An 18,369-nucleotide genomic window follows, 5' to 3' on the forward strand; every position below is an offset into this window, starting at 1 on the left:
GCGGGGGCCGGGGGGGGGGGGGGGGGGGGGGGGGGGGGGGGGGGGGGGGGGGGGGGGGGGGGGGGGGGGGCCCCCCCCCCCCCCCCCGCCCGACGGGAGGTCAGTTGCCGGACGACTGGGCCTGGATCGCCGTGATGGCCACGGTGGTGACGATGTCCTGCACGAGGGCGCCGCGGGACAGGTCGTTGATCGGCTTGCGCAGACCCTGGAGGACCGGGCCGACCGCGATCGCGCCGGCCGAACGCTGCACGGCCTTGTACGTGTTGTTGCCGGTGTTCAGGTCCGGGAAGATCAGCACGGTGGCCTGCCCCGCCACCTCCGAACCGGGCAGCTTGGTGGCGGCCACCGACGGTTCCACGGCCGCGTCGTACTGGATCGGCCCCTCGATCATCAGGTCCGGGCGGCGCAGCCGCACCAGCTCGGTCGCCTCGCGCACCTTGTCCACGTCGGCGCCCGAGCCGGAGTCGCCGGTGGAGTACGACAGCATCGCGATCCGCGGCTCCACGCCGAACCGGGCGGCGGTGGCCGCCGACTGGATGGCGATGTCGGCGAGTTGCTCGGCGTCCGGGACGGGGTTGACCGCGCAGTCGCCGTAGACGAGGACCTTGTCGGCCAGGCACATGAAGAACACCGACGAGACGATCGAGGCGCCCCGGCGGGTCTTGATGATCTCGAACGCGGGCCGGATGGTCGCGGCCGTGGAGTGCACCGAGCCCGACACCATGCCGTCGGCCAGACCCTCCTGCACCATGAGCGTGCCGAAGTAGTTCACGTCCGAGACGACGTCGTACGCCAGCTCGACGGTGACGCCCTTGTGGGCGCGCAGCAGCGCGTACTGCTCGGCGAAGGCGTCCCGCAGGTCGGAGGTGGCCGGGTCGATCAGCTGCGCGTCCCCGAGGTCGATGCCGAGGTCGGCGGCCTTCTTGCGGATCCCCTCCACCGGGCCGAGCAGCGTCAGGTCGCACACGCCCCGGCGCAGCAGCACCTCCGCCGCGTGCAGCACGCGCTCCTCGGTGCCCTCCGGCAGAACCACACGGCGCCTGTCGCTGCGGGCCTGTTCGAGCAGCTGGTGCTCGAACATCATCGGGGTGACCCGGTCGCTGCTGGGCGCGGAGACGCGCTTGCTGAGGTCGGCGGTGTCGACGTACCGCTCGAACAGGCCGAGCGCGGTCTCCGCCTTGCGCGGCGTGGCCGCGTTCAGCTTGCCCTCCAGGGAGAACAGCCGCTCGGCGGTGGGGAAGCTGTTGCCGGACACCGAGACGACCGGGGTGCCCGGGGCGAGCCGGCCGGCCAGGGTGAGGATCTCCTGCCGCGGTGCCTCGTTCAGGGTGAGCAGCACGCCGGCTATCGGCGGGGTGCCGGCGCTGTGCGCGGCGAGCGAGCCGATGACCAGGTCTGCGCGGTCGCCGGGGGTGACCACCAGGCAACCGGGGGTCAGCGCCTTGAGGAGGTTGGGCAGCATGGCGCCGCCGAAGACGAAGTCGAGGGCGTCGCGGGCCAGGCCGGAGTCGTCGCCCAGCAGGACCCGGCCGTCCAGGGCCTGGGTGATCTGCGCGACCGTGGGCGCGGACAGGGCCGGTTCGTCGGGCACCACCCAGCAGGGCACCGGCAGCCGGCCGGCCAGCCGCTCGGCGATCTCGTCGCGGTCCTCGCGGGCGACCCGGTTGGTGACCATGGCCAGCACGTCGCAGCCCAGGCCGTCGTAGGCGCGGTAGGCGTTGCGGGTCTCGGCGAGCACCGACTCGGCGTTCTGCCTGCGGCCGCCCACGACCGGCAGGACGGAGGCCCCGAACTCGTTGGCGAGCCGGGCGTTGAGGGACAGCTCGTCCGGGAGCTGCGTGTCGGCGTAGTCGGTGCCCAGGACGAGGACCACGTCGTAGTCGCGGGCGACCAGGTGGAAGCGGTCGACGAGGGCCGACACCAGTTCGTCCGTGCCCTGCTCGGCCTGGAGGGCGGACGCCTCGTGGTAGTCCATGCCGTAGACGGTCGCCGGGTCCTGGGAGAGCCGGTAGCGGGCGCGCAGCAGTTCGAAGAGGCGGTCGGGGCCGTCGTGGACGAGGGGGCGGAAGACCCCCACCCGGTCCACCTGCCGGGTCAGCAGTTCCATGACTCCCAGCTCGACGACCTGTCGGCCGTCACCGCGGTCGATGCCGGTCACGTACACGCTGCGGGTCACGCGGGCTCTCCGTTTCCTCGGGGGATCACTCGTCGGCCGGGGATGGCGTCCTGCAAAAAACGCCCACCGGGGTGAGCGGAATCCTCTTGACAATACCCCCGCCGGTAGATATGGCGCCCGTCAGGCCGTGGTCGCCTCCCGGACATGAAACAATCGGACGGGATCACCGGTGTCAACAGCGAGCAGGAGACACAGCAGGATGCGTATCGGAGTTCTCACGGCGGGCGGCGACTGCCCGGGGCTCAACGCGGTGATCCGGTCGGTCGTGCACCGGGCGGTCACCACGTACGGCGACGAGGTCATCGGCTTCGAGGACGGCTACGCGGGCCTGCTCGACGGCCGTTACCGCGCGCTGGACCTCAACGCGGTGGGCGGCATCCTCGCCCTCGGCGGCACCATCCTCGGCTCCTCCCGGCTGGAGCGCGACCGGCTCCGCGAGGCCTGCGAGAACGCCTCGGACATGATCCACCGGTTCGGCATCGACGCGCTGATCCCGATCGGCGGCGAGGGCACGCTGACCGCGGCGCGCATGCTGTCGGACGCCGGGCTGCCGGTGGTGGGCGTGCCGAAGACGATCGACAACGACATCTCCTCCACCGACCGCACCTTCGGCTTCGACACGGCCGTCGGCGTGGCCACCGAGGCCATGGACCGGCTGAAGACCACGGCCGAGTCGCACCAGCGCGTGATGGTCGTCGAGGTCATGGGCCGGCACGCGGGCTGGATCGCACTGGAGTCCGGCATGGCGGCCGGCGCCCACGGCATCTGCCTGCCCGAGCGCCCCTTCGACCCGGCCGACCTGGTGAAGATGGTCGAGGAGCGTTTCGCCCGCGGCAAGAAGTTCGCGGTGGTCTGCGTCGCCGAGGGCGCCCACCCGGCCGAGGGCAGCATGGACTACGGCAAGGGCGAGATCGACAAGTTCGGCCACGAGCGCTTCCAGGGCATCGGCACGGCCCTGGCGTACGAGCTGGAGAGCCGGCTCGGCAAGGAGGCCAAGCCGGTCATCCTCGGCCACGTCCAGCGCGGTGGGGTCCCGACCGCCTACGACCGCGTCCTCGCCACCCGCTTCGGCTGGCACGCGGTGGAGGCCGCCCACCGCGGTGAGTTCGGCCACATGACCGCGCTGCGCGGCACGGACATCGTGATGGTCCCGCTGGCCCAGGCGGTGACCGAGCTGAAGACCGTCCCCAAGGACCGCATGGACGAGACGGAGTCGGTGTTCTAGAGCCGGTGGTCCGGGCGGCGCCGTTCTCCGATGGGGCACGCGACGGGCCGGTCTCCCGAAGGGGCCCGCGCGGAGCCCGCGGCGGCGAACGCGTCCGGTGCGGCTGCCGCGGTCGCGTCTCCCGCGCCGGACGGGTTCCCCGGCGCCCCGCCGGGTCCCGAGGACCTACGAGGCCACCCGCGGACATGCGGTTCCGGTCTGCGATGTTGCGGGTGGCCCCGCCGGTCGGCCGCGCCGCTCCGGCACGCGGCTCGCCACAGCAGCTCTCCGCAGGGGTGCGGCCACCCCCTACCGGTCCCCGCCGCTCTCCCGCACCCACCGGTACACCAGTTCCGGCCGGCCCACCTGCCCGTACAACGGGCTGCGTACGGCCCGGCCCGCGTCCACGAGGTGCTCCAGGTAGCGCCGGGCGGTGATCCGGGAGATGCCGACCGCCCCGGCGACCCCCGCCGCCGTGAGTCCTTCCCCCGCCTCGCGCAGCGCGTCCGTCACCCGCTGGAGCGTCGGCGCGCTCAGGCCCTTGGGGAGGGCGGCCGGGCTCGGGGCGCGCAGGGTCGCCAGCGCCCGGTCCACCTCGTCCTGGCCGCCCACCTCCCCGACCGCCGCGCGGAACTCGGCGTACCGCACGAGCCGGTCCCGGAGCGTGGCGAAGGTGAACGGCTTCAGGACGTACTGGACCACCCCCAGCGAGACCCCTTCGCGCACCACCGCCAGGTCCCGTGCCGAGGTCACCGCGATCACGTCCGCGTGATGGCCGCCCGCCCGCAGGGACCGGGCCAGCTTCAGTCCGTGCACGTCCGGCAGGTGGAGGTCCAGCAGAAGCAGGTCCACCGGGGTGCGCTCCAGTGCCCGCCGGGCCTCGGCGCCGGTGTGAGCCTTGCCGACCGCGACGAATCCCGGCACCCGGCCCACGTACATCACATGCGCGTCCGCCGCGACCGGGTCGTCCTCCACCACCAGGACGCGGATCGGCTGCGTTCCGCTCCCGCCGTCCGTCATGCCACGCCTCCGGGCAGGCCGCGCTCGGCCCCGGACACGGCCTTGCGAGTCACGTGGTCCTCCGTCCCCTGCGTCAAGGGCAGCCGCGCCTCGAACACCGCGCCGCCCCCTTCGGCCTCCGTAACCGTCAGCGTCCCCTCGTGCCGCCGTACCGCCTGCCGTACCAGCGTCAGGCCCAGTCCCCGCCCGCCGGGGCCCGTCGGCTTGGTGGAGAAGCCGTGCTGGAACACCCGGTCCGCGTGGGCCGGGTGCACGCCCGGCCCGGTGTCCGCGACCCGCAGCACCAGCTCGCCGTCCTCCGCGCACGCCGTGACCGTCACCCGGGCCGGCATGCCCCCCTGCGCCGCGTCCACCGCGTTGTCGACGAGGTTGCCGAGGATCGTCACCAGGTCCCGGGGCGGCAGGCTCCGCGGCAGCAGACCGTCGTCCAGACCGCTGTCCGGGGACACCACCAGCTCCACGCCGCGCTCGTTGGCCTGGGCCGTCTTGCCGAGCAGCAGCGCGGCCAGCACCGGCTCGCTCACCGCGCTGACCACCTGGTCGGTCAGCGCCTGGGCCAGCTCCAGCTCCGCCGTCGCGAACTCCACGGCCTCCTCCGCCCGCCCGAGCTCGATCAGCGACACCACCGTGTGCAGCCGGTTGGCCGCCTCGTGCGCCTGGGAGCGCAGCGCCTGGCTGAAGCCGCGCTCCGAGTCCAGTTCCCCCATCAGCGACTGGAGTTCGGTGACGTCCCGCAGGGTCACGACCGTGCCCCGGCGCTGCCCGCCCGACACCGGTGAGGTGTTGACCACCAGCACACGCGAGTCGGTCAGGTGCACCTCGTCCACCCGCGGTTCGGACGCCAGCAGTGCGCCCGTCAGCGGGGCCGGCAGGCCGAGGTCCGCCACCGACCGGCCCATCACGTCCTCCTCGCGTCCCACGCCCAGCAGTTCCCGCCCGCCGTCGTTGATGAGTGCCACCCGGTGCTGCGCGTCCAGCATCAGCAGGCCCTCGCGCACCGCGTGCAGGGCGGCCTGGTGGTAGTCGTGCATACGGCTGAGCTCGGACGCGTTCATGCCGTGGGTGTGGCGACGCAGACGCGCGTTGATGACGTACGTGGCGATGGCGCCGAGCGCGAGGATCCCGCCCGCGACCGAGAACAGGGCGATGACCTGTTCCCGGACCCGCTCGCTGATCGCCTCCACCTTGATGCCGGCGCTGACCAGACCGACCACGCGGCCGTCCTCCTCGACGGGCGTGACCGCGCGGACGGACGGGCCGAGGGTGCCGGTGTAGGTCTCGGTGAAGGACTCGCCGCGCTGGGCGCGGGAGATGTTCCCGAGGAAGGGCCGCCCGATCTGGTCCGGATCCGGGTGCGTCCAGCGGATGCCGCCCGGAGTCATGATCGTGACGAAGTCGACGCCGGTGTCCTGCTGGACCTTCAGCGCGTACGGCTGGAGCTCCGCCGAGGGGTCGGAGGTGCGGACGGCCGCCAGGACCGAGGGGGCGTCGGCGATCGAGCGGGCCACGGCCGTGGTCTGGCGCCGGGCCGACTCCTCGGCCTGGCCCCGGTCGCTGACGTAGCTGAAGAGCGCGTACCCGGCCACGACGAGCGCCAGCAGCACGGCCTGCATGGCGAACAGCTGGCCCGCCAGGCTGCGGGGTCTGGGGAGGACGGGTATGCGCATGCCGCCAGTCTGCCTCTTTCGTTCTGGCGTGAACTATGTGGCGTGAACTTAATGAACGGAAGCGTGACCGCCCTCACAGGAAGGGAGATAGTCGCGGCATTCCCCTACACCCGGACGTGAGCCGCACGCCGGTGATGCCGATGACGTCGTCAAGGAGGGCCGCCTTGAGCAGCGCAGCCGATACGGCACCTGCCGCACCCGCACCCGCAGCCAAGCGGGACCGTACCCACTATCTGTACATAGCGGTGATCGCCGCGGTGGTCCTGGGCGTCGCCGTCGGGTTCGCCGCGCCCGACTTCGCCAAGGAACTCAAGCCACTCGGTACCGGCTTCGTGAACCTGATCAAGATGATGATCTCGCCGATCATCTTCTGCACGATCGTGCTCGGCGTCGGTTCGGTGCGCAAGGCCGCGAAGGTCGGCAAGGTCGGCGGACTCGCGCTCGGCTACTTCCTCGCGATGTCGTTCGTCGCCCTGGCCATCGGACTCGTGGTCGGCAACATCGTCCACCCGGGCAGCGGGATGCACCTGACGGAGGCGGTCAAGGGCGTCGGCCAGGCGCAGGCGCAGGCCGCGAGCGAGGGCCCGGTCGACTTCGTGCTCGGCATCATCCCGACCACGCTCGTGTCGGCGTTCACCGAGGGCCAGGTGCTCCAGACCCTGCTGGTCGCCCTGCTCGTCGGGTTCGCGCTCCAGGCCATGGGCCGCAGGGGCGAGCCGGTCCTGCGCGGGGTGGAGCACATCCAGCGGCTGGTCTTCCGTGTGCTCGCCATGATCATGTGGGCAGCCCCGATCGGGGCCTTCGGCGCCATGGCCGCCGTCGTCGGCGAGACGGGCATCGACGCCCTGAAGGCACTCGCCGCGATCATGCTCGGCTTCTACGTCACCTGTCTGCTGTTCGTGCTCGTGGTGCTGGGCGCGCTGACCCGGCTGGTGGCCGGCGTCAACATCTTCCAGCTGCTGAAGTACCTGGGCCGGGAGTTCCTGCTGATCCTGTCGACGTCGTCGTCGGAGTCCGCGCTGCCCCGGCTCATCGCCAAGATGGAGCACCTGGGCGTGAGCCGTCCGGTCGTCGGCATCACCGTGCCGACCGGCTACTCCTTCAACCTCGACGGCACGATGATCTACCTGACCATGGCCTCGCTGTTCATCGCCGACGCGATGGACCAGCCGCTGTCCATCGGCCAGCAGATCACGCTGCTGCTGTTCATGATGATCGCCTCCAAGGGCGCGGCCGGTGTCACCGGCGCCGGACTGGCCACCCTCGCCGGTGCCCTTCAGTCCCACAAGCCCGCCCTGGTCGACGGCGTCGGCCTGATCGTCGGCATCGACCGCTTCATGAGCGAGGCCCGCGCCCTGACCAACTTCGCGGGCAACGCGGTCGCCACCCTGCTGATCGGCACCTGGACCGGCGAGGTCGACAAGGACCGCGTCCGGCGCGTCCTCGCCGGCGAGCTGCCCTTCGACGAGAAGACGCTGCTGGACGACGCCGACGATTCCGCCGGGGTCCCCGAGCAGCGCGAGCTGGCCAAGGCGTAGCGCTCGGCGGGACCCGAGACCCCGTGCCCCTTTCAGGGGGCGCGGGGTCTCGTCGTGTTTCCGGGGCGGTCAGTCGCTTTTCGGGAGCGGTCAGTCGCTGAGCCTGGCCACCAGGGCGGCGGCGAGGGAGGCGGGCACCCCGGCCGCCGTCAGTACCGTCACCGCGGCGGCGCGCCCCGCCGCGTGTGCAGCCAGCAGGTCCTCGTTCACGGCCTCCATCAGCGCGAACAGGATCTGCTCGTGGACGTACGCCAGCGCCGACGCGGGCAGCGGGGAGATGAAGGTGCCCTGGTCGAGGCCGCGCTGGAGCACTTCCGCGCAGCGGTCGCGGACCGGAGCCAGACGCTCGCGGATGCCCTGCACGGTGACCGTGCGCTGGGCGAGGGCGACCAGCAGCCGGTAGCGGTCGGCGATCTCCCAGACCGCCAGCACCGAGCGTGCCACCGCCTCCGCGGGGTCCTCGACGCCCTCGCGGCCCGCCGCGTGCGCGGTGGCGAGCGAGAGCACCGCCTCGTCGACGAGCGTGCTGATCAGCGCCTCCCGGCTGGGGAAGTGGCCGTACACGGTGCGCCGTACGACACCGGCCGCACGCGCGATCTGGTCCATGGACGCGTCGGGGTCGCGCAGCAGCTCCGTGAGGGCGACATCGAGGATGCGGCGCCGGTTCGCGTCGGCGCGACTGGTGTTACCCGTGGTCATGGCTGACATTCTGCCCTCCTTCGACTTGCACAGCATTGTGCAAGGGTCGTACATTGCGCATCGTTGTGCAATTGCACTCCGCTGTGCAAGTAGACCGAGGAAGGCGACCCCTGCCCATGCGACTCGTCATGAACGAACCGGCCGAGAGGATGGACCGCCCCTACGCCCGGCGCTGGTGGGCGCTCCTCGTGCTCTGCCTGAGCCTGCTGATCATCGTGATGGCGAACACCGCGCTCACGGTCGCAGCGCCCGACATGACCCGGGATCTCGGCCTGTCCAGCGCCGACCTCCAGTGGGTCATCGACGGCTACACCGTTCCGTACGCGGCGCTGATGCTGCTGCTCGGCGCGATCGGCGACAAGTACAGCCGGCGCGGCGCGCTCGTCCTCGGACTCGTCGTGTTCGGCGGCGGCTCCGTCTTCGGCTACCTCGCCGACAGTGCGGCGACCGTCATCGCGGCCCGCGCCGTGATGGGCCTGGGTGCCGCGCTGATCATGCCGGCCACCCTCTCCCTGCTGGCCGCGACCTTCCCGCGCTCCGAGCGCGCCAAGGCGATCACCCTGTGGACCGCAACCGCCGGCCTCGCCATCGCCGCCGGTCCCCTCGTCGCCGGCGCGCTGCTTCAGGACCACGGCTGGTCCTCGACCTTCCTGATCAACGTGCCGGTCGCCGCCGTCGCCCTGGTCGGCGCCTTCGTCCTCGTACCGCCCTCCAGGGCGGCACACCACGGCCGGATCGACTACGTCGGCGGACTGCTGTCCGTGGTGTGGATCGGCTCGCTGGTCTACATGATCATCGAAGGTCCGCACTTCGGATGGGACGCCAAGGCGGTCACCGCGGCCGCGGTCGCGGGCGTGTGCCTGGTGGCCTTCGTCCTGTGGGAGCTGCGCCACCCGCGCCCGGTCCTCGACGTACGGCGCTTCGGGCAGCGCCGCTTCGCCGGCTCCAACCTGGCCGTCGCCCTGTTCTTCCTGGCCGTCTTCGGCGCCTTCTACTACCTCACCCAGCACCTCCAGTTCGTCCTCGGCTACGACGCCCTGGCCACCGGGCTGCGCATGCTGCCGCTGGCCGGCGCCGTCTTCGCCGGCTCGGCGCTGACCGGCTACCTCACCCCGCGGGTCGGCATGAAGTGGACGGTGACCGCGGGCATGGTCGGCGGCACCGCGGCCCTGGCGCTGCTGACCCGGGTGGACGGCTCGTCCGGCTACGGCGACTTCGTGGCACCCCTGGTGATCCTGGGTCTGGCGATCGGACTCGCCCTCTCGCCCTGCACCGACGCCATCATGGGCGCCTTCCCGGAGTCCGAGCTGGGGGTCGGCGGCGCCGTGAACGACACCTCCCTGGAACTGGGAGGCTCGCTCGGCATCGCGATCCTCGGCTCCCTGCTGTCCACCTCGTACGCCCGGCACCTCTCCGACGCCACGGCCGGCGGCGGACTCCCGGCGGGCGCCCTGACCACCGCCCAGGACTCGGTCGGCGCCGGATACGCCGTCGCCCAGGGCATCGGTGAGAAGGCCCGGCAGCTCGCGGCGCAGGCCGCCCACGCGACCGACCCGCAGCAGGCCGCGCAGCTCAAGGCGCAGGCCGGTCAACTCGCCCAGGGCGCCCAGCGGATGAAGGACGCGGTCGGCTCGTCCTTCTCCGACGCGGTGGCCCACACCAGCCTGGTCGGCGCGGTGATCCTGGGCGTGGGCACCCTCGCCGTCGCCCTGCTGCTGCCACGCGGCGCCGCCCGCGACGAGCAGCCTGCCGAGGAGGCGAATGAGCTGGTGGGGGCGCTCTGAACGGAAACCTCCCGGCGGCCGTCTCTTACTGTGATGCACTACCGTGCCGTGCCGGATTAATCCGGCACGGCACAACCCCAGGTATGTATGTATGGAGGCACGGGGGATGGCGATCGACTGGGACCGGCGCACGTGTGCGCGCAAGGGGCATGTGACCTACGCCCCGGACGACCCGAGGCTGCGGATCCGGCTGCGCGCGCAGACCGCCCTGGGGGACGTGTGGCGCTGCCTGCGCTGCGGCGACTTCACGCTCGGCGAGCCGCACGGCGCGGGACCGGCCGGCGAGGCCCCACTGGTGCCGCGGGGCAAGGTGCTGCGGGACCTGTTCATCCTGCGGTTCCTCGCGTTCGAGCGGGCACTGCGCGGGGTGTTCATCGTGCTGGTCGCGGTGGCGGTGTGGAAGTTCAGCAACAGCCAGGACGCGGTGCGCCGCCTGTTCACCGAGTACCTGGACGTCTTCCGCCCCGTCTTCCGGCACTTCCACTACGACCTCGACCACTCACCGGTCGTCGGCACGATCCAGAAGACCTTCGGCTACCGCCATTCCACGCTGCTCCTGGTGGCCTCCGTGCTGGTGGCCTACGCGCTGGTGGAACTCATCGAGGCCGTCGGCCTGTGGTACGCCAGGCGGTGGGCGGAGTACCTGACGGTGGTCGCCACCGCCGCCTTCCTGCCGCTGGAGATCTACGAACTCACCGAGCACGTCAGCGCGGTCAAGATCACCACACTGGTCCTCAACATCGTCGCCGTCCTCTACATCGCCCTGGCCAAGCGCCTGTTCGGCCTGCGCGGCGGGCGCAGGGCCTTCGACGAGGAGCGGCGCAGCGCCTCGCTGCTGGAGGTGGAGGAATCGGCCGGCGTGATGGCCTGAGCGGCGGCCGCATTCCACCGCCGTTGCCTTGACGTCGGCGTCAGGGCTTACGTTCGTACGCATGCGAATCGGCGAGCTGGCCGAGCGGGCCGGGACCACGACGCGGGCGCTGCGGTACTACGAGTCGCGGGGGCTGCTGCCCGCGCGGCGGGACGCGCAGGGCCACCGCTCCTACGACGAGCGCGATCTGCGGCTGCTCCGGCAGATCAGGACGCTGCGGGACTTCGGGTTCGAGCTGGAGGAGACCCGGCCGTTCGTGGAGTGTCTGCGGGCCGGGCATCCGGAGGGCGACTCGTGCCCGGCGTCCCTCGCGGTCTACCGGCGCAAGCTGGACCAGATGGACGCGCTGATCGGCGAGCTGCGGGCCGTGCGGGAGCAGGTCGGCGCCCAGCTGGCCAGGGCCGAGCAGGCGCGGGAGGCGCTGGCCGCCGACGCGCGGGTTCCGGGAGGTCCGGAGCCCAGGTGCGAGCTGGGAGGGCGGCAGCGGTGATCGGGGCAGCGGGAGTGGCGGAAGTGACGGACGCGGACTTCGCGGCGGAGGTGCTCGGCGCGGACCGGCCGGTGCTGGTGGAGTTCACCGCCGACTGGTGTCCGCCGTGCCGGCAGATGGGGCCCGTGCTCAGCGCACTGGCCGCCGAGCAGGGCGAGCGGCTGAAGGTGGTGCAGCTCGACGTGGACACCAACCCGGACACCACGAACGCCTACAAGGTGCTGTCGATGCCGACCTTCATGGTCTTCCGCGCCGGTGAGCCCGTGAAGTCCATGGTGGGCGCACGGCCCAAGCGGCGGCTGCTGGAGGAGCTGTCGGACGTGCTCTGACCTGCCGGACCCGCTGGGACGGCGGGCCGGAGAATGAGAAATCCCCCGGGTAATTGCGCCCGGGGGATTTCTTTGCGTATATTCGGTGATTCGTGACTTGGTATTCGTCGGGTCATGAAGAAGTTCAGTGAGCACAGTATATCCGGGCGGGAGCTGAATTGTCAAACACCGAATTTCCAGACGATGAATTGCGGCAGGAGCAGGAATTCATCGACGGACTGTACGCGCGCGTGGACGCGCTGCGCGGTGACACCGAGACCTCCGTCGCGGACGCGCTCGCGCAGGGCGACACGCCCATGCAGGCCCGGCTGGAGCGGGACATCCTCGTCGCCGAGCGGTCCGGGCTGCTGGCCGCGCTGAACGCCGTGGACGGCTCGCTCTGCTTCGGCCGGATCGACCTCACCGACGGCGACAGCCACCACATCGGCCGCATCGGCCTGCGCGCCGACGACACCGAGCGCACACCGATCCTGGTCGACTGGCGGGCCGACGTCGCCCGCCCCTTCTACCTGGCCACCGGCCACACCCCGATGGGCCTGCGCCGCCGCCGGCACATCTCCACCGAGGGCCGCCGGGTCTCCGCCCTGCACGACGAGATCCTCGACCTCGGCGACACCACCCGGACCGGCCACGAGGACCCGACCGGCGACGCGGTGCTGCTCGCCGCGCTCGACTCCGCGCGCACCGGCCGGATGGGCGACATCGTGCGGACCATCCAGGCCGACCAGGACCGCATCATCCGCGCGCCGCACCGCGGAGTGCTCGTGGTCGAGGGCGGCCCGGGCACCGGCAAGACCGCCGTCGCCCTGCACCGGGCCGCCTACCTGCTGTACGAGCACAGGGAACTGCTCGCCCGGCGCGCCGTGCTGATCGTTGGCCCGAACCCCGCGTTCCTCGGCTACATCGGCGAGGTGCTGCCCTCGCTCGGCGAGACCGGGGTGCTCCTGGCGACCGTCGGCGAGCTGTTCCCCGGAGTGAGGGCCACCGCGGCGGACACTCCCGAGGCCGCCGCGGTGAAGGGCCGCGCCGGCATGGCCGACGTGCTCGCCGCCGTCGTACGGGACCGGCAGGCGCTGCCCGATCCCGTGATCGCCATCGAGCACGACCGCGAGATCCTGATGCTCGACGACGGCCTGGTGAACGTCGCCCTTGAGCGCACCCGCGCCGCGAAGCTGCCGCACAACGCGGCCCGCGAGCACTTCGAGGGCCACATCCTCAACACGCTCACCGACCTGGTCGCCGAGCGCATCGGCACCGACCCGTACGACGGCTCCAACCTGCTCGACCCCAGCGACATCACCCAGATCCGCGACGAACTCGCCGAGAACCCGGAGGTCTGGTCGGCCATCGACCGGCTGTGGCCGCGGCTGACCCCGCAGCGGCTGGTGGCGGACTTCCTGGCGGACCCGGAGGGGTACGTCGGCGACGAGGAGGCGGCCGCGATCCGCCGCCCGGTGACCCGGGCGTGGACCGTCGCGGACGTCCCCCTCCTCGACGAGGCCGCCGAACTGCTCGGCGAGGACGACCGCCTGGCCCGTGCCCTGGCCGAGCGCGAGCGCGAGACCCGGATCGCCTATGCCCAGGGCGTACTGGACGTCTCGTACGCGTCCCGGACGTACGAGTTCGAGGACAAGGAGGACGGTGACCCGGACGCCTCGGAGGTGCTGTCCGCGCACGACGTCATCGACGCCGAGCGGTTCGCCGAACGCCAGGAGGAGGAGGACCACCGCAGCGCCGCCGAGCGCGCGGCGGCCGACCGCACCTGGGCGTTCGGGCACATCATCGTCGACGAGGCGCAGGAGCTGTCACCGATGGCGTGGCGGCTGCTGATGCGGCGCAGCCCGACCCGTTCCATGACCCTGGTCGGCGACCCCGCGCAGACGGCGGAGGCGGCCGGCGTCGGCTCCTGGGCGGACATCCTCCGGCCGTACGTCGAGGACCGCTGGGAGCACACCCGCCTCGGCGTCAACTACCGCACCCCGGCCGAGATCATGGAGGTGGCGGCGGCCGTGGTCCGCGCCGAGCACCCCGGTTTCGAGCCCCCGAGCTCGGTCCGCTCCACGGGCGTTCGGCCCTGGGCCCGCGCCACCGACGACCTGCCCGGCGCCGTGGAGAAGGCCGTCGCGGAACTCAGCCCGGAGGAGGGCCGGCTCGCCGTGATCGCCCCGCGCGACCTGCACCGGCGGCTGGCGGCCCGCCTCGAGGGGGTCGAGGCCGGCGCCGAGCCCGATCTGACCCGGACGGTCGTCCTGCTCGACCCGCGCCAGGCCAAGGGCCTGGAGTTCGACTCCGTCCTGGTGCTCGAACCCGCCCGCTACGGCACGAGCGACCTGTACGTGGCGCTGACCCGCGCCACACAGCGGCTGGGCGTGCTGTACACGGAGATGTTGCCTCCGGCCCTGGTGGAGGCGTTCGGGGAGTAGGGGTGACTGTCCCGGGGGCTGCCGCCCCCGGACCCCCGCTTCGGCCCGGACGGCCTCGTCCTCGAACGCGGACGGGCTGGTTGCAGTCGGCCCGGCTCTTCCCGATGCCGGAGGAATCTTCATGCCGGTCGCAGCCACACCGTCGCCAGAGGCGGCAGCGTCAGGCGGATGCTCGCCGGGCGGCCGTGCCGCCCCTGGGGTTCCGGTTTGAGCGGGTCGGGGTGGACGACGTCGCTGCCGCCGTAGCGGGCCGCGTCGGTGTTGAGGACCTCCCGCCAGGCGGGCACGTCGTCGGGGACGCCGACGCGGTAGTCGGGGCGGACGACCGGGGCGAAGTGGGACACCGCCAGCAGCGGGGTGCCGTCGGTGTCATGGCGCAGGAAGGCGAAGACGTTGTCGTCCGCCTCGTCCCCGGTGATCCACTGGAAGCCGTCGGGGTGGACGTCGCGCGCCCACAGGGCGGGCGTGGCCCGGTAGACGGTGTTGAGGTCGCGGACCAGGTCCAGCACCCCCCGGTGGTCGGCCGCGGCACCGTAGTTCGGGTCGAGCAGCCACCAGTCCGGGCCGCGGGTCTCCGACCACTCGGCGCCCTGCGCGAACTCCTGCCCCATGAACAGCAGTTGCTTGCCCGGGTGGGACCACATGAAGCCCAGGTAGGCGCGCAGGTTCGCCCGCTGCTGCCACCAGTCGCCGGGCATCTTCGACACCAGCGAACGCTTGCCGTGCACCACCTCGTCGTGCGAGATCGGCAGCACGTAGTTCTCGCTGTAGGCGTACACCATCGAGAACGTCATCTCACCGTGGTGGAACGTGCGGTGGACGGGATCGTGGCTCATGTACTGGAGCGAGTCGTGCATCCAGCCCATGTTCCACTTCAGCCCGAACCCCAGGCCGCCGAAGCCGCTCGGGCCCCGGTGGTGGGTCGCGCGGGTCACGCCGTCCCAGGCCGTGGACTCCTCGGCGACGGTGACCACGCCCGGCACCCTGCGGTACACGGTCGCGTTCATCTCCTGGAGGAACGCCACGGCGTCCAGGTTCTCCCGGCCGCCGTGCTCGTTCGGCGTCCACTGGCCCGGCTCGCGCGAGTAGTCCAGATACAGCATGGAGGCGACCGCGTCCACCCGCAGGCCGTCGATGTGGAACTCCTCGCACCAGTAAAGGGCGTTGGCGACGAGGAAGTTGCGCACCTCGCGGCGGCCGAAGTCGAACTCCAGGGTGCCCCAGTCCGGATGCGCGGCCCGCAGCGGGTCCGCGTGCTCGTACAGGGGCCGGCCGTCGAACTCGGCCAGGGCCCACTCGTCGCGCGGGAAGTGCGCCGGCACCCAGTCCATCAGGACACCGATGCCCGCCTGGTGCAGGGCGTCGACCAGGAACTTGAAGTCGTCCGGGGTGCCCAGACGCGCGGTGGGCGCGTAGAAGCCGGTGACCTGGTAGCCCCAGGAGCCGCCGAAGGGATGCTCGGCGACCGGCATCAGCTCCACATGGGTGAAGCCGAGGTCCTTGACGTACGCCGGTAGCTGCTCGGCGAGCTGGCGATACGTCAGACCCGGCCTCCAGGACGGCAGGTGCAGCTCGTACACCGAGAACGGGGCCTCGTGCGCCGGGCGTTGGGGACGGCGGGACATCCACTCCGCGTCGGACCACTCGTGGTGCGAGGCGTGGACGATGGACGACGTGGCAGGCGGCACCTCGGTACGGCGGGCCAGCGGGTCGGCGCGCAGTGTCCTGGACCCGTCCGGCCGGGTGATCTCGAACTTGTACAGCTCGCCCTCGCCGATCCCGGGCACGAACAGCTCCCACACACCCGAGGCGCCGAGCGAGCGCATCGGATACCCGGTGCCGTCCCAGAAGTTGAAGCCACCGGCGACGCGCACCCCCCGGGCATTGGGCGCCCACACCGCGAACCGGGTGCCGGTCACGCCCCCGTGGGTCGTCGGATGCGCCCCGAGCGCCTGCCACAGCTGCTCGTGCCGGCCCTCGCCGATCAGGTGCAGATCGAACTCGCCCAGCGTGGGCAGGAAGCCGTAGGCGTCCTCGGTGTGCTGCACCGTCCCCGCGTACTCCACCTCCAGCCGGTACGCGGGCACCTCCGGCAGCGGCAGCAGGCCCGAGAAGAACCCCTCCCCGTCGTCGCGGAGCCCGGCCCGCTGCTCCCCGGCGACCACGGTCACGCCCAGCGCGTACGGCCGGAACACCCGGAAGGCGACCCCACCGGGTACCGGGTGCGCGCCGAGCACGGAATGCGGATCGTGATGCGTCCCCGCGAGCAACCGCTCCCGGTCGCCGGCCCCGACGGCGACCGGAGCGGGGTCCTCCGGGCGCCGGGCGGCCGCCGGCTCCGGTGCCACGGGTGCCTGTGCCACGGGCTGCGGCGCCGCAGGTCGGGCGGCTGCCTTCGTGGCCGGTTTCTTCTTCACCGCCGTTGCCGCCTTCTTGGCGGTCTTCCCGGCGGCGGCCCCGGTGGCCGTGGCCTTCGCGGCCGTCGTCTTCGCGGCGGTCTTCTTCGCCACTGCCTTCTTCGCCACCGCCTTCTTGGCCGTGGCCTTCTTCGTGGCTGCCTTCTTCGCCGGTGCCGGCCGGTCGTGGCCCGCGGCCTCGGCCGTGTTCTTCGGATCAGAACCGCTGGACGGGGTGCGGGGGGTCACGGGTGGTGCCTCCTCGGCGCAGGTCGGATGCGGTGGACGGGGGAGACGGGGGGACAGGGGAAGGGGGTCAGGCCGTGTCCGGAGCGGCCAGGCGGTGTACCGCGGACATCGGTACCGGGAGCCAGTCGGGGCGGTGCCGGGCCTCGTAGAGCACCTCGTAGATCGCCTTGTCCGTCTCGTAGGCGCGCAGCAGGACGGGGTCGGTGCGCGGGTCGCTGCCGCTGACCTCGGCGTATCCGGTGCAGTACGCGGCGCGGCAGGCCTCGGCCCACTCCGGTGCCGGCGGGCCGCCGGCCGAGTGCGCCGCGTAGTCGAAGGAGCGCAGCATCCCGGCCACATCCCGCACCACGGGCTGAGCCATCCGCCGCTCGGCCAGCGGTTTCGCCGGCTCGCCCTCGAAGTCGATCAGCCACCACTGTCCGGAGGCGGAGCGCAGGCACTGCCCGAGGTGGAGGTCGCCGTGGATGCGCTGCGCGGTCCAGGTGTGGCCCTCGGCCGCCAGATCGGCCAGCGCCTCGAACGCGGAGCGCAGACCGGGGACGTGCGGGCCGAGCGCGGGCACCGCCTGCGCGGCCGACTCCAGACGCTCGGTCATGCCGTTCACCAGGATCTCGAGCTGCATGTGGCCGAGTGTGACCGTGGGCAGTGCGTGGGCCAGCGCGGTGTGCACCTCGGCGGTGGCGCGGCCCAGCGCCCGCGCCTCGGCGCCGAAGTCCTCGCCCTTGGCCAGTTCGCGCAGTGCCAGCTCCCAGCCGTCCGAGGCGCCCTGCACGAAGGGCTGGAGCACCCCGAGCACGTACGACTCGCCGTCCAGCTCCGCCGTCATCCACGCCGTCGGCGGCGGCACCCGCGAGCAGCCCTCCTCGGCCAGGGCCAGCGGCAGTTCCAGGTCGGGGTTGACGCCGGGCAGCACCCTTCGCAGCAGTTTCAGGATGAACGTGTCGCCGTAGACCACCGACGAGTTGGACTGCTCGGCGGTGACCACGCGGGGAACCAGGTCGGGGCGTATCTCGTCCCGCCGTTCGAAACGCAGCCCGCCGATGCGGGCCCGGGTGCGCAGTGCCTCCAGGATCACCTCGGCGGGCCGGGGGTCGTACAGGGCGTCGTACACCGTGCGTCCGGCGAGCGGGCCCTCGTGCACATGGCCGATCAGCGCGGGCGCCAGCCGTGGGGGCAGCGCCTCGCGCACGCCTATGAGCAGCTGGTAGCAGTCACCGGGGTGCGGGACCGTGCCGTGCACGGGTGCAAGCGGCTGGTGGGCGCGGACCAGCAGGTGGTACAGGCCCAGCTTCCGGTCGCCCGGCAGCATCTCGGTGGCGGCGACCAGCGAGAAGCCCGTCACGGGACGGCCCTTTCCCGAGAACCAGCGCTGCCGCGGCAGCCACTCCCGCAGCAGCGGGTCCAGTGACGCGAGGAGACCGGGGCTGCCGGCGGTGACAGAGCGTGTGACGGCTTGCGACATGGCTTCCGACATGGCGTCGCGTCCAATCGCTGGTCGGGTGTGACTGACGCGTGCCCACGGG

At 72.2% G+C, this 18,369-nt stretch carries 13 protein-coding genes; 7 read left to right on the forward strand and 6 right to left on the reverse strand.

Going from position 1 to position 18,369, the window contains the following annotated elements; genetic code table 11:
* Window positions 1-100: 100 nt before the first annotated feature.
* A complete protein-coding gene (pta, locus tag ACIQMV_RS07085; protein ID WP_402591733.1) occupies window positions 101-2,176 on the reverse strand; it encodes a phosphate acetyltransferase in 2,076 nt (691 codons plus the stop codon).
* A 199-nt stretch (window positions 2,177-2,375) separates the two neighbouring features.
* Between pta and ACIQMV_RS07090 the strand changes: the two genes are divergently transcribed.
* The gene (locus tag ACIQMV_RS07090) at window positions 2,376-3,401 is read left to right on the forward strand and encodes an ATP-dependent 6-phosphofructokinase (RefSeq protein ID WP_141358243.1); all 1,026 of its coding nucleotides are present in this window, start codon (window positions 2,376-2,378) and stop codon (window positions 3,399-3,401) included.
* A gap of 288 nt (window positions 3,402-3,689) precedes the next feature.
* On the opposite strand, the gene ACIQMV_RS07095 is transcribed toward ACIQMV_RS07090, so the two are convergent.
* Window positions 3,690-4,400: a response regulator gene (locus tag ACIQMV_RS07095; protein WP_141358241.1), complete on the reverse strand. Its 711-nt coding sequence runs from the start codon at window positions 4,398-4,400 to the stop codon at window positions 3,690-3,692.
* The gene (locus ACIQMV_RS07100; protein ID WP_402591736.1) at window positions 4,397-6,067 is read right to left on the reverse strand and encodes an ATP-binding protein; all 1,671 of its coding nucleotides are present in this window, start codon (window positions 6,065-6,067) and stop codon (window positions 4,397-4,399) included. The genes ACIQMV_RS07095 and ACIQMV_RS07100 overlap by 4 nt, the downstream gene beginning before the upstream one ends.
* Before the next feature lie 140 nt (window positions 6,068-6,207).
* On the opposite strand from ACIQMV_RS07100, the gene ACIQMV_RS07105 reads away from it, so the two are divergent.
* Window positions 6,208-7,605 (forward strand): cation:dicarboxylate symporter family transporter, encoded by a 1,398-nt coding sequence (locus tag ACIQMV_RS07105; protein WP_172632837.1) that lies wholly within the window; start codon window positions 6,208-6,210, stop codon window positions 7,603-7,605.
* 90 nt (window positions 7,606-7,695) lie between these two features.
* On the opposite strand, the gene ACIQMV_RS07110 is transcribed toward ACIQMV_RS07105, so the two are convergent.
* Window positions 7,696-8,313 (reverse strand): TetR/AcrR family transcriptional regulator, encoded by a 618-nt coding sequence (locus tag ACIQMV_RS07110; RefSeq protein WP_402591738.1) that lies wholly within the window; start codon window positions 8,311-8,313, stop codon window positions 7,696-7,698.
* A gap of 107 nt (window positions 8,314-8,420) precedes the next feature.
* Between ACIQMV_RS07110 and ACIQMV_RS07115 the strand changes: the two genes are divergently transcribed.
* The 5 genes from ACIQMV_RS07115 to ACIQMV_RS07135 all read left to right on the forward strand — a co-directional run bounded on the left by ACIQMV_RS07115 (window position 8,421) and on the right by ACIQMV_RS07135 (window position 14,201).
* Window positions 8,421-10,088, forward strand: coding sequence for an MFS transporter (locus ACIQMV_RS07115; protein WP_402591740.1), 1,668 nt, complete (start codon window positions 8,421-8,423; stop codon window positions 10,086-10,088).
* A gap of 106 nt (window positions 10,089-10,194) precedes the next feature.
* The gene (locus ACIQMV_RS07120; protein WP_402591742.1) at window positions 10,195-10,959 is read left to right on the forward strand and encodes a DUF2127 domain-containing protein; all 765 of its coding nucleotides are present in this window, start codon (window positions 10,195-10,197) and stop codon (window positions 10,957-10,959) included.
* A 61-nt stretch (window positions 10,960-11,020) separates the two neighbouring features.
* Window positions 11,021-11,449, forward strand: a complete 429-nt coding sequence (locus ACIQMV_RS07125; protein WP_402591744.1) for a MerR family transcriptional regulator — start codon at window positions 11,021-11,023, stop codon at window positions 11,447-11,449.
* Window positions 11,450-11,463: 14 nt separating this feature from the next.
* Window positions 11,464-11,778: a thioredoxin gene (gene trxA, locus ACIQMV_RS07130; protein ID WP_141366240.1), complete on the forward strand. Its 315-nt coding sequence runs from the start codon at window positions 11,464-11,466 to the stop codon at window positions 11,776-11,778.
* A gap of 188 nt (window positions 11,779-11,966) precedes the next feature.
* Window positions 11,967-14,201 (forward strand): HelD family protein, encoded by a 2,235-nt coding sequence (locus ACIQMV_RS07135; protein ID WP_402591746.1) that lies wholly within the window; start codon window positions 11,967-11,969, stop codon window positions 14,199-14,201.
* Window positions 14,202-14,320: 119 nt separating this feature from the next.
* Here the strand turns inward: ACIQMV_RS07135 and glgB are convergent, their stop codons facing one another.
* The gene (gene glgB, locus ACIQMV_RS07140) at window positions 14,321-16,846 is read right to left on the reverse strand and encodes a 1,4-alpha-glucan branching enzyme (protein WP_402591748.1); all 2,526 of its coding nucleotides are present in this window, start codon (window positions 16,844-16,846) and stop codon (window positions 14,321-14,323) included.
* A gap of 67 nt (window positions 16,847-16,913) precedes the next feature.
* Window positions 16,914-18,308 (reverse strand): maltokinase, encoded by a 1,395-nt coding sequence (locus tag ACIQMV_RS07145; RefSeq protein WP_402591750.1) that lies wholly within the window; start codon window positions 18,306-18,308, stop codon window positions 16,914-16,916.
* Between the last annotated feature and the right edge of the window lie 61 nt (window positions 18,309-18,369).

This window comes from Streptomyces sp. NPDC091412 (genome assembly GCF_044756885.1).
Lineage (GTDB): Bacteria > Actinomycetota > Actinomycetes > Streptomycetales > Streptomycetaceae > Streptomyces.

Bases quoted from the DNA above. Each gene is read 5' to 3' on its own strand.
- ACIQMV_RS07090 (WP_141358243.1), top strand. From the start codon at position 2,376: ATGCGTATCGGAGTTCTCACGGCGGGCGGCGACTGCCCGGGGCTCAAC.
- ACIQMV_RS07095 (WP_141358241.1), bottom strand. From the start codon at position 4,400: ATGACGGACGGCGGGAGCGGAACGCAGCCGATCCGCGTCCTGGTGGTG.
- ACIQMV_RS07100 (WP_402591736.1), bottom strand. From the start codon at position 6,067: ATGCGCATACCCGTCCTCCCCAGACCCCGCAGCCTGGCGGGCCAGCTG.
- ACIQMV_RS07105 (WP_172632837.1), top strand. From the start codon at position 6,208: ATGACGTCGTCAAGGAGGGCCGCCTTGAGCAGCGCAGCCGATACGGCA.
- ACIQMV_RS07110 (WP_402591738.1), bottom strand. From the start codon at position 8,313: ATGTCAGCCATGACCACGGGTAACACCAGTCGCGCCGACGCGAACCGG.
- ACIQMV_RS07115 (WP_402591740.1), top strand. From the start codon at position 8,421: ATGCGACTCGTCATGAACGAACCGGCCGAGAGGATGGACCGCCCCTAC.
- ACIQMV_RS07120 (WP_402591742.1), top strand. From the start codon at position 10,195: ATGGCGATCGACTGGGACCGGCGCACGTGTGCGCGCAAGGGGCATGTG.
- ACIQMV_RS07125 (WP_402591744.1), top strand. From the start codon at position 11,021: ATGCGAATCGGCGAGCTGGCCGAGCGGGCCGGGACCACGACGCGGGCG.
- ACIQMV_RS07145 (WP_402591750.1), bottom strand. From the start codon at position 18,308: ATGTCGCAAGCCGTCACACGCTCTGTCACCGCCGGCAGCCCCGGTCTC.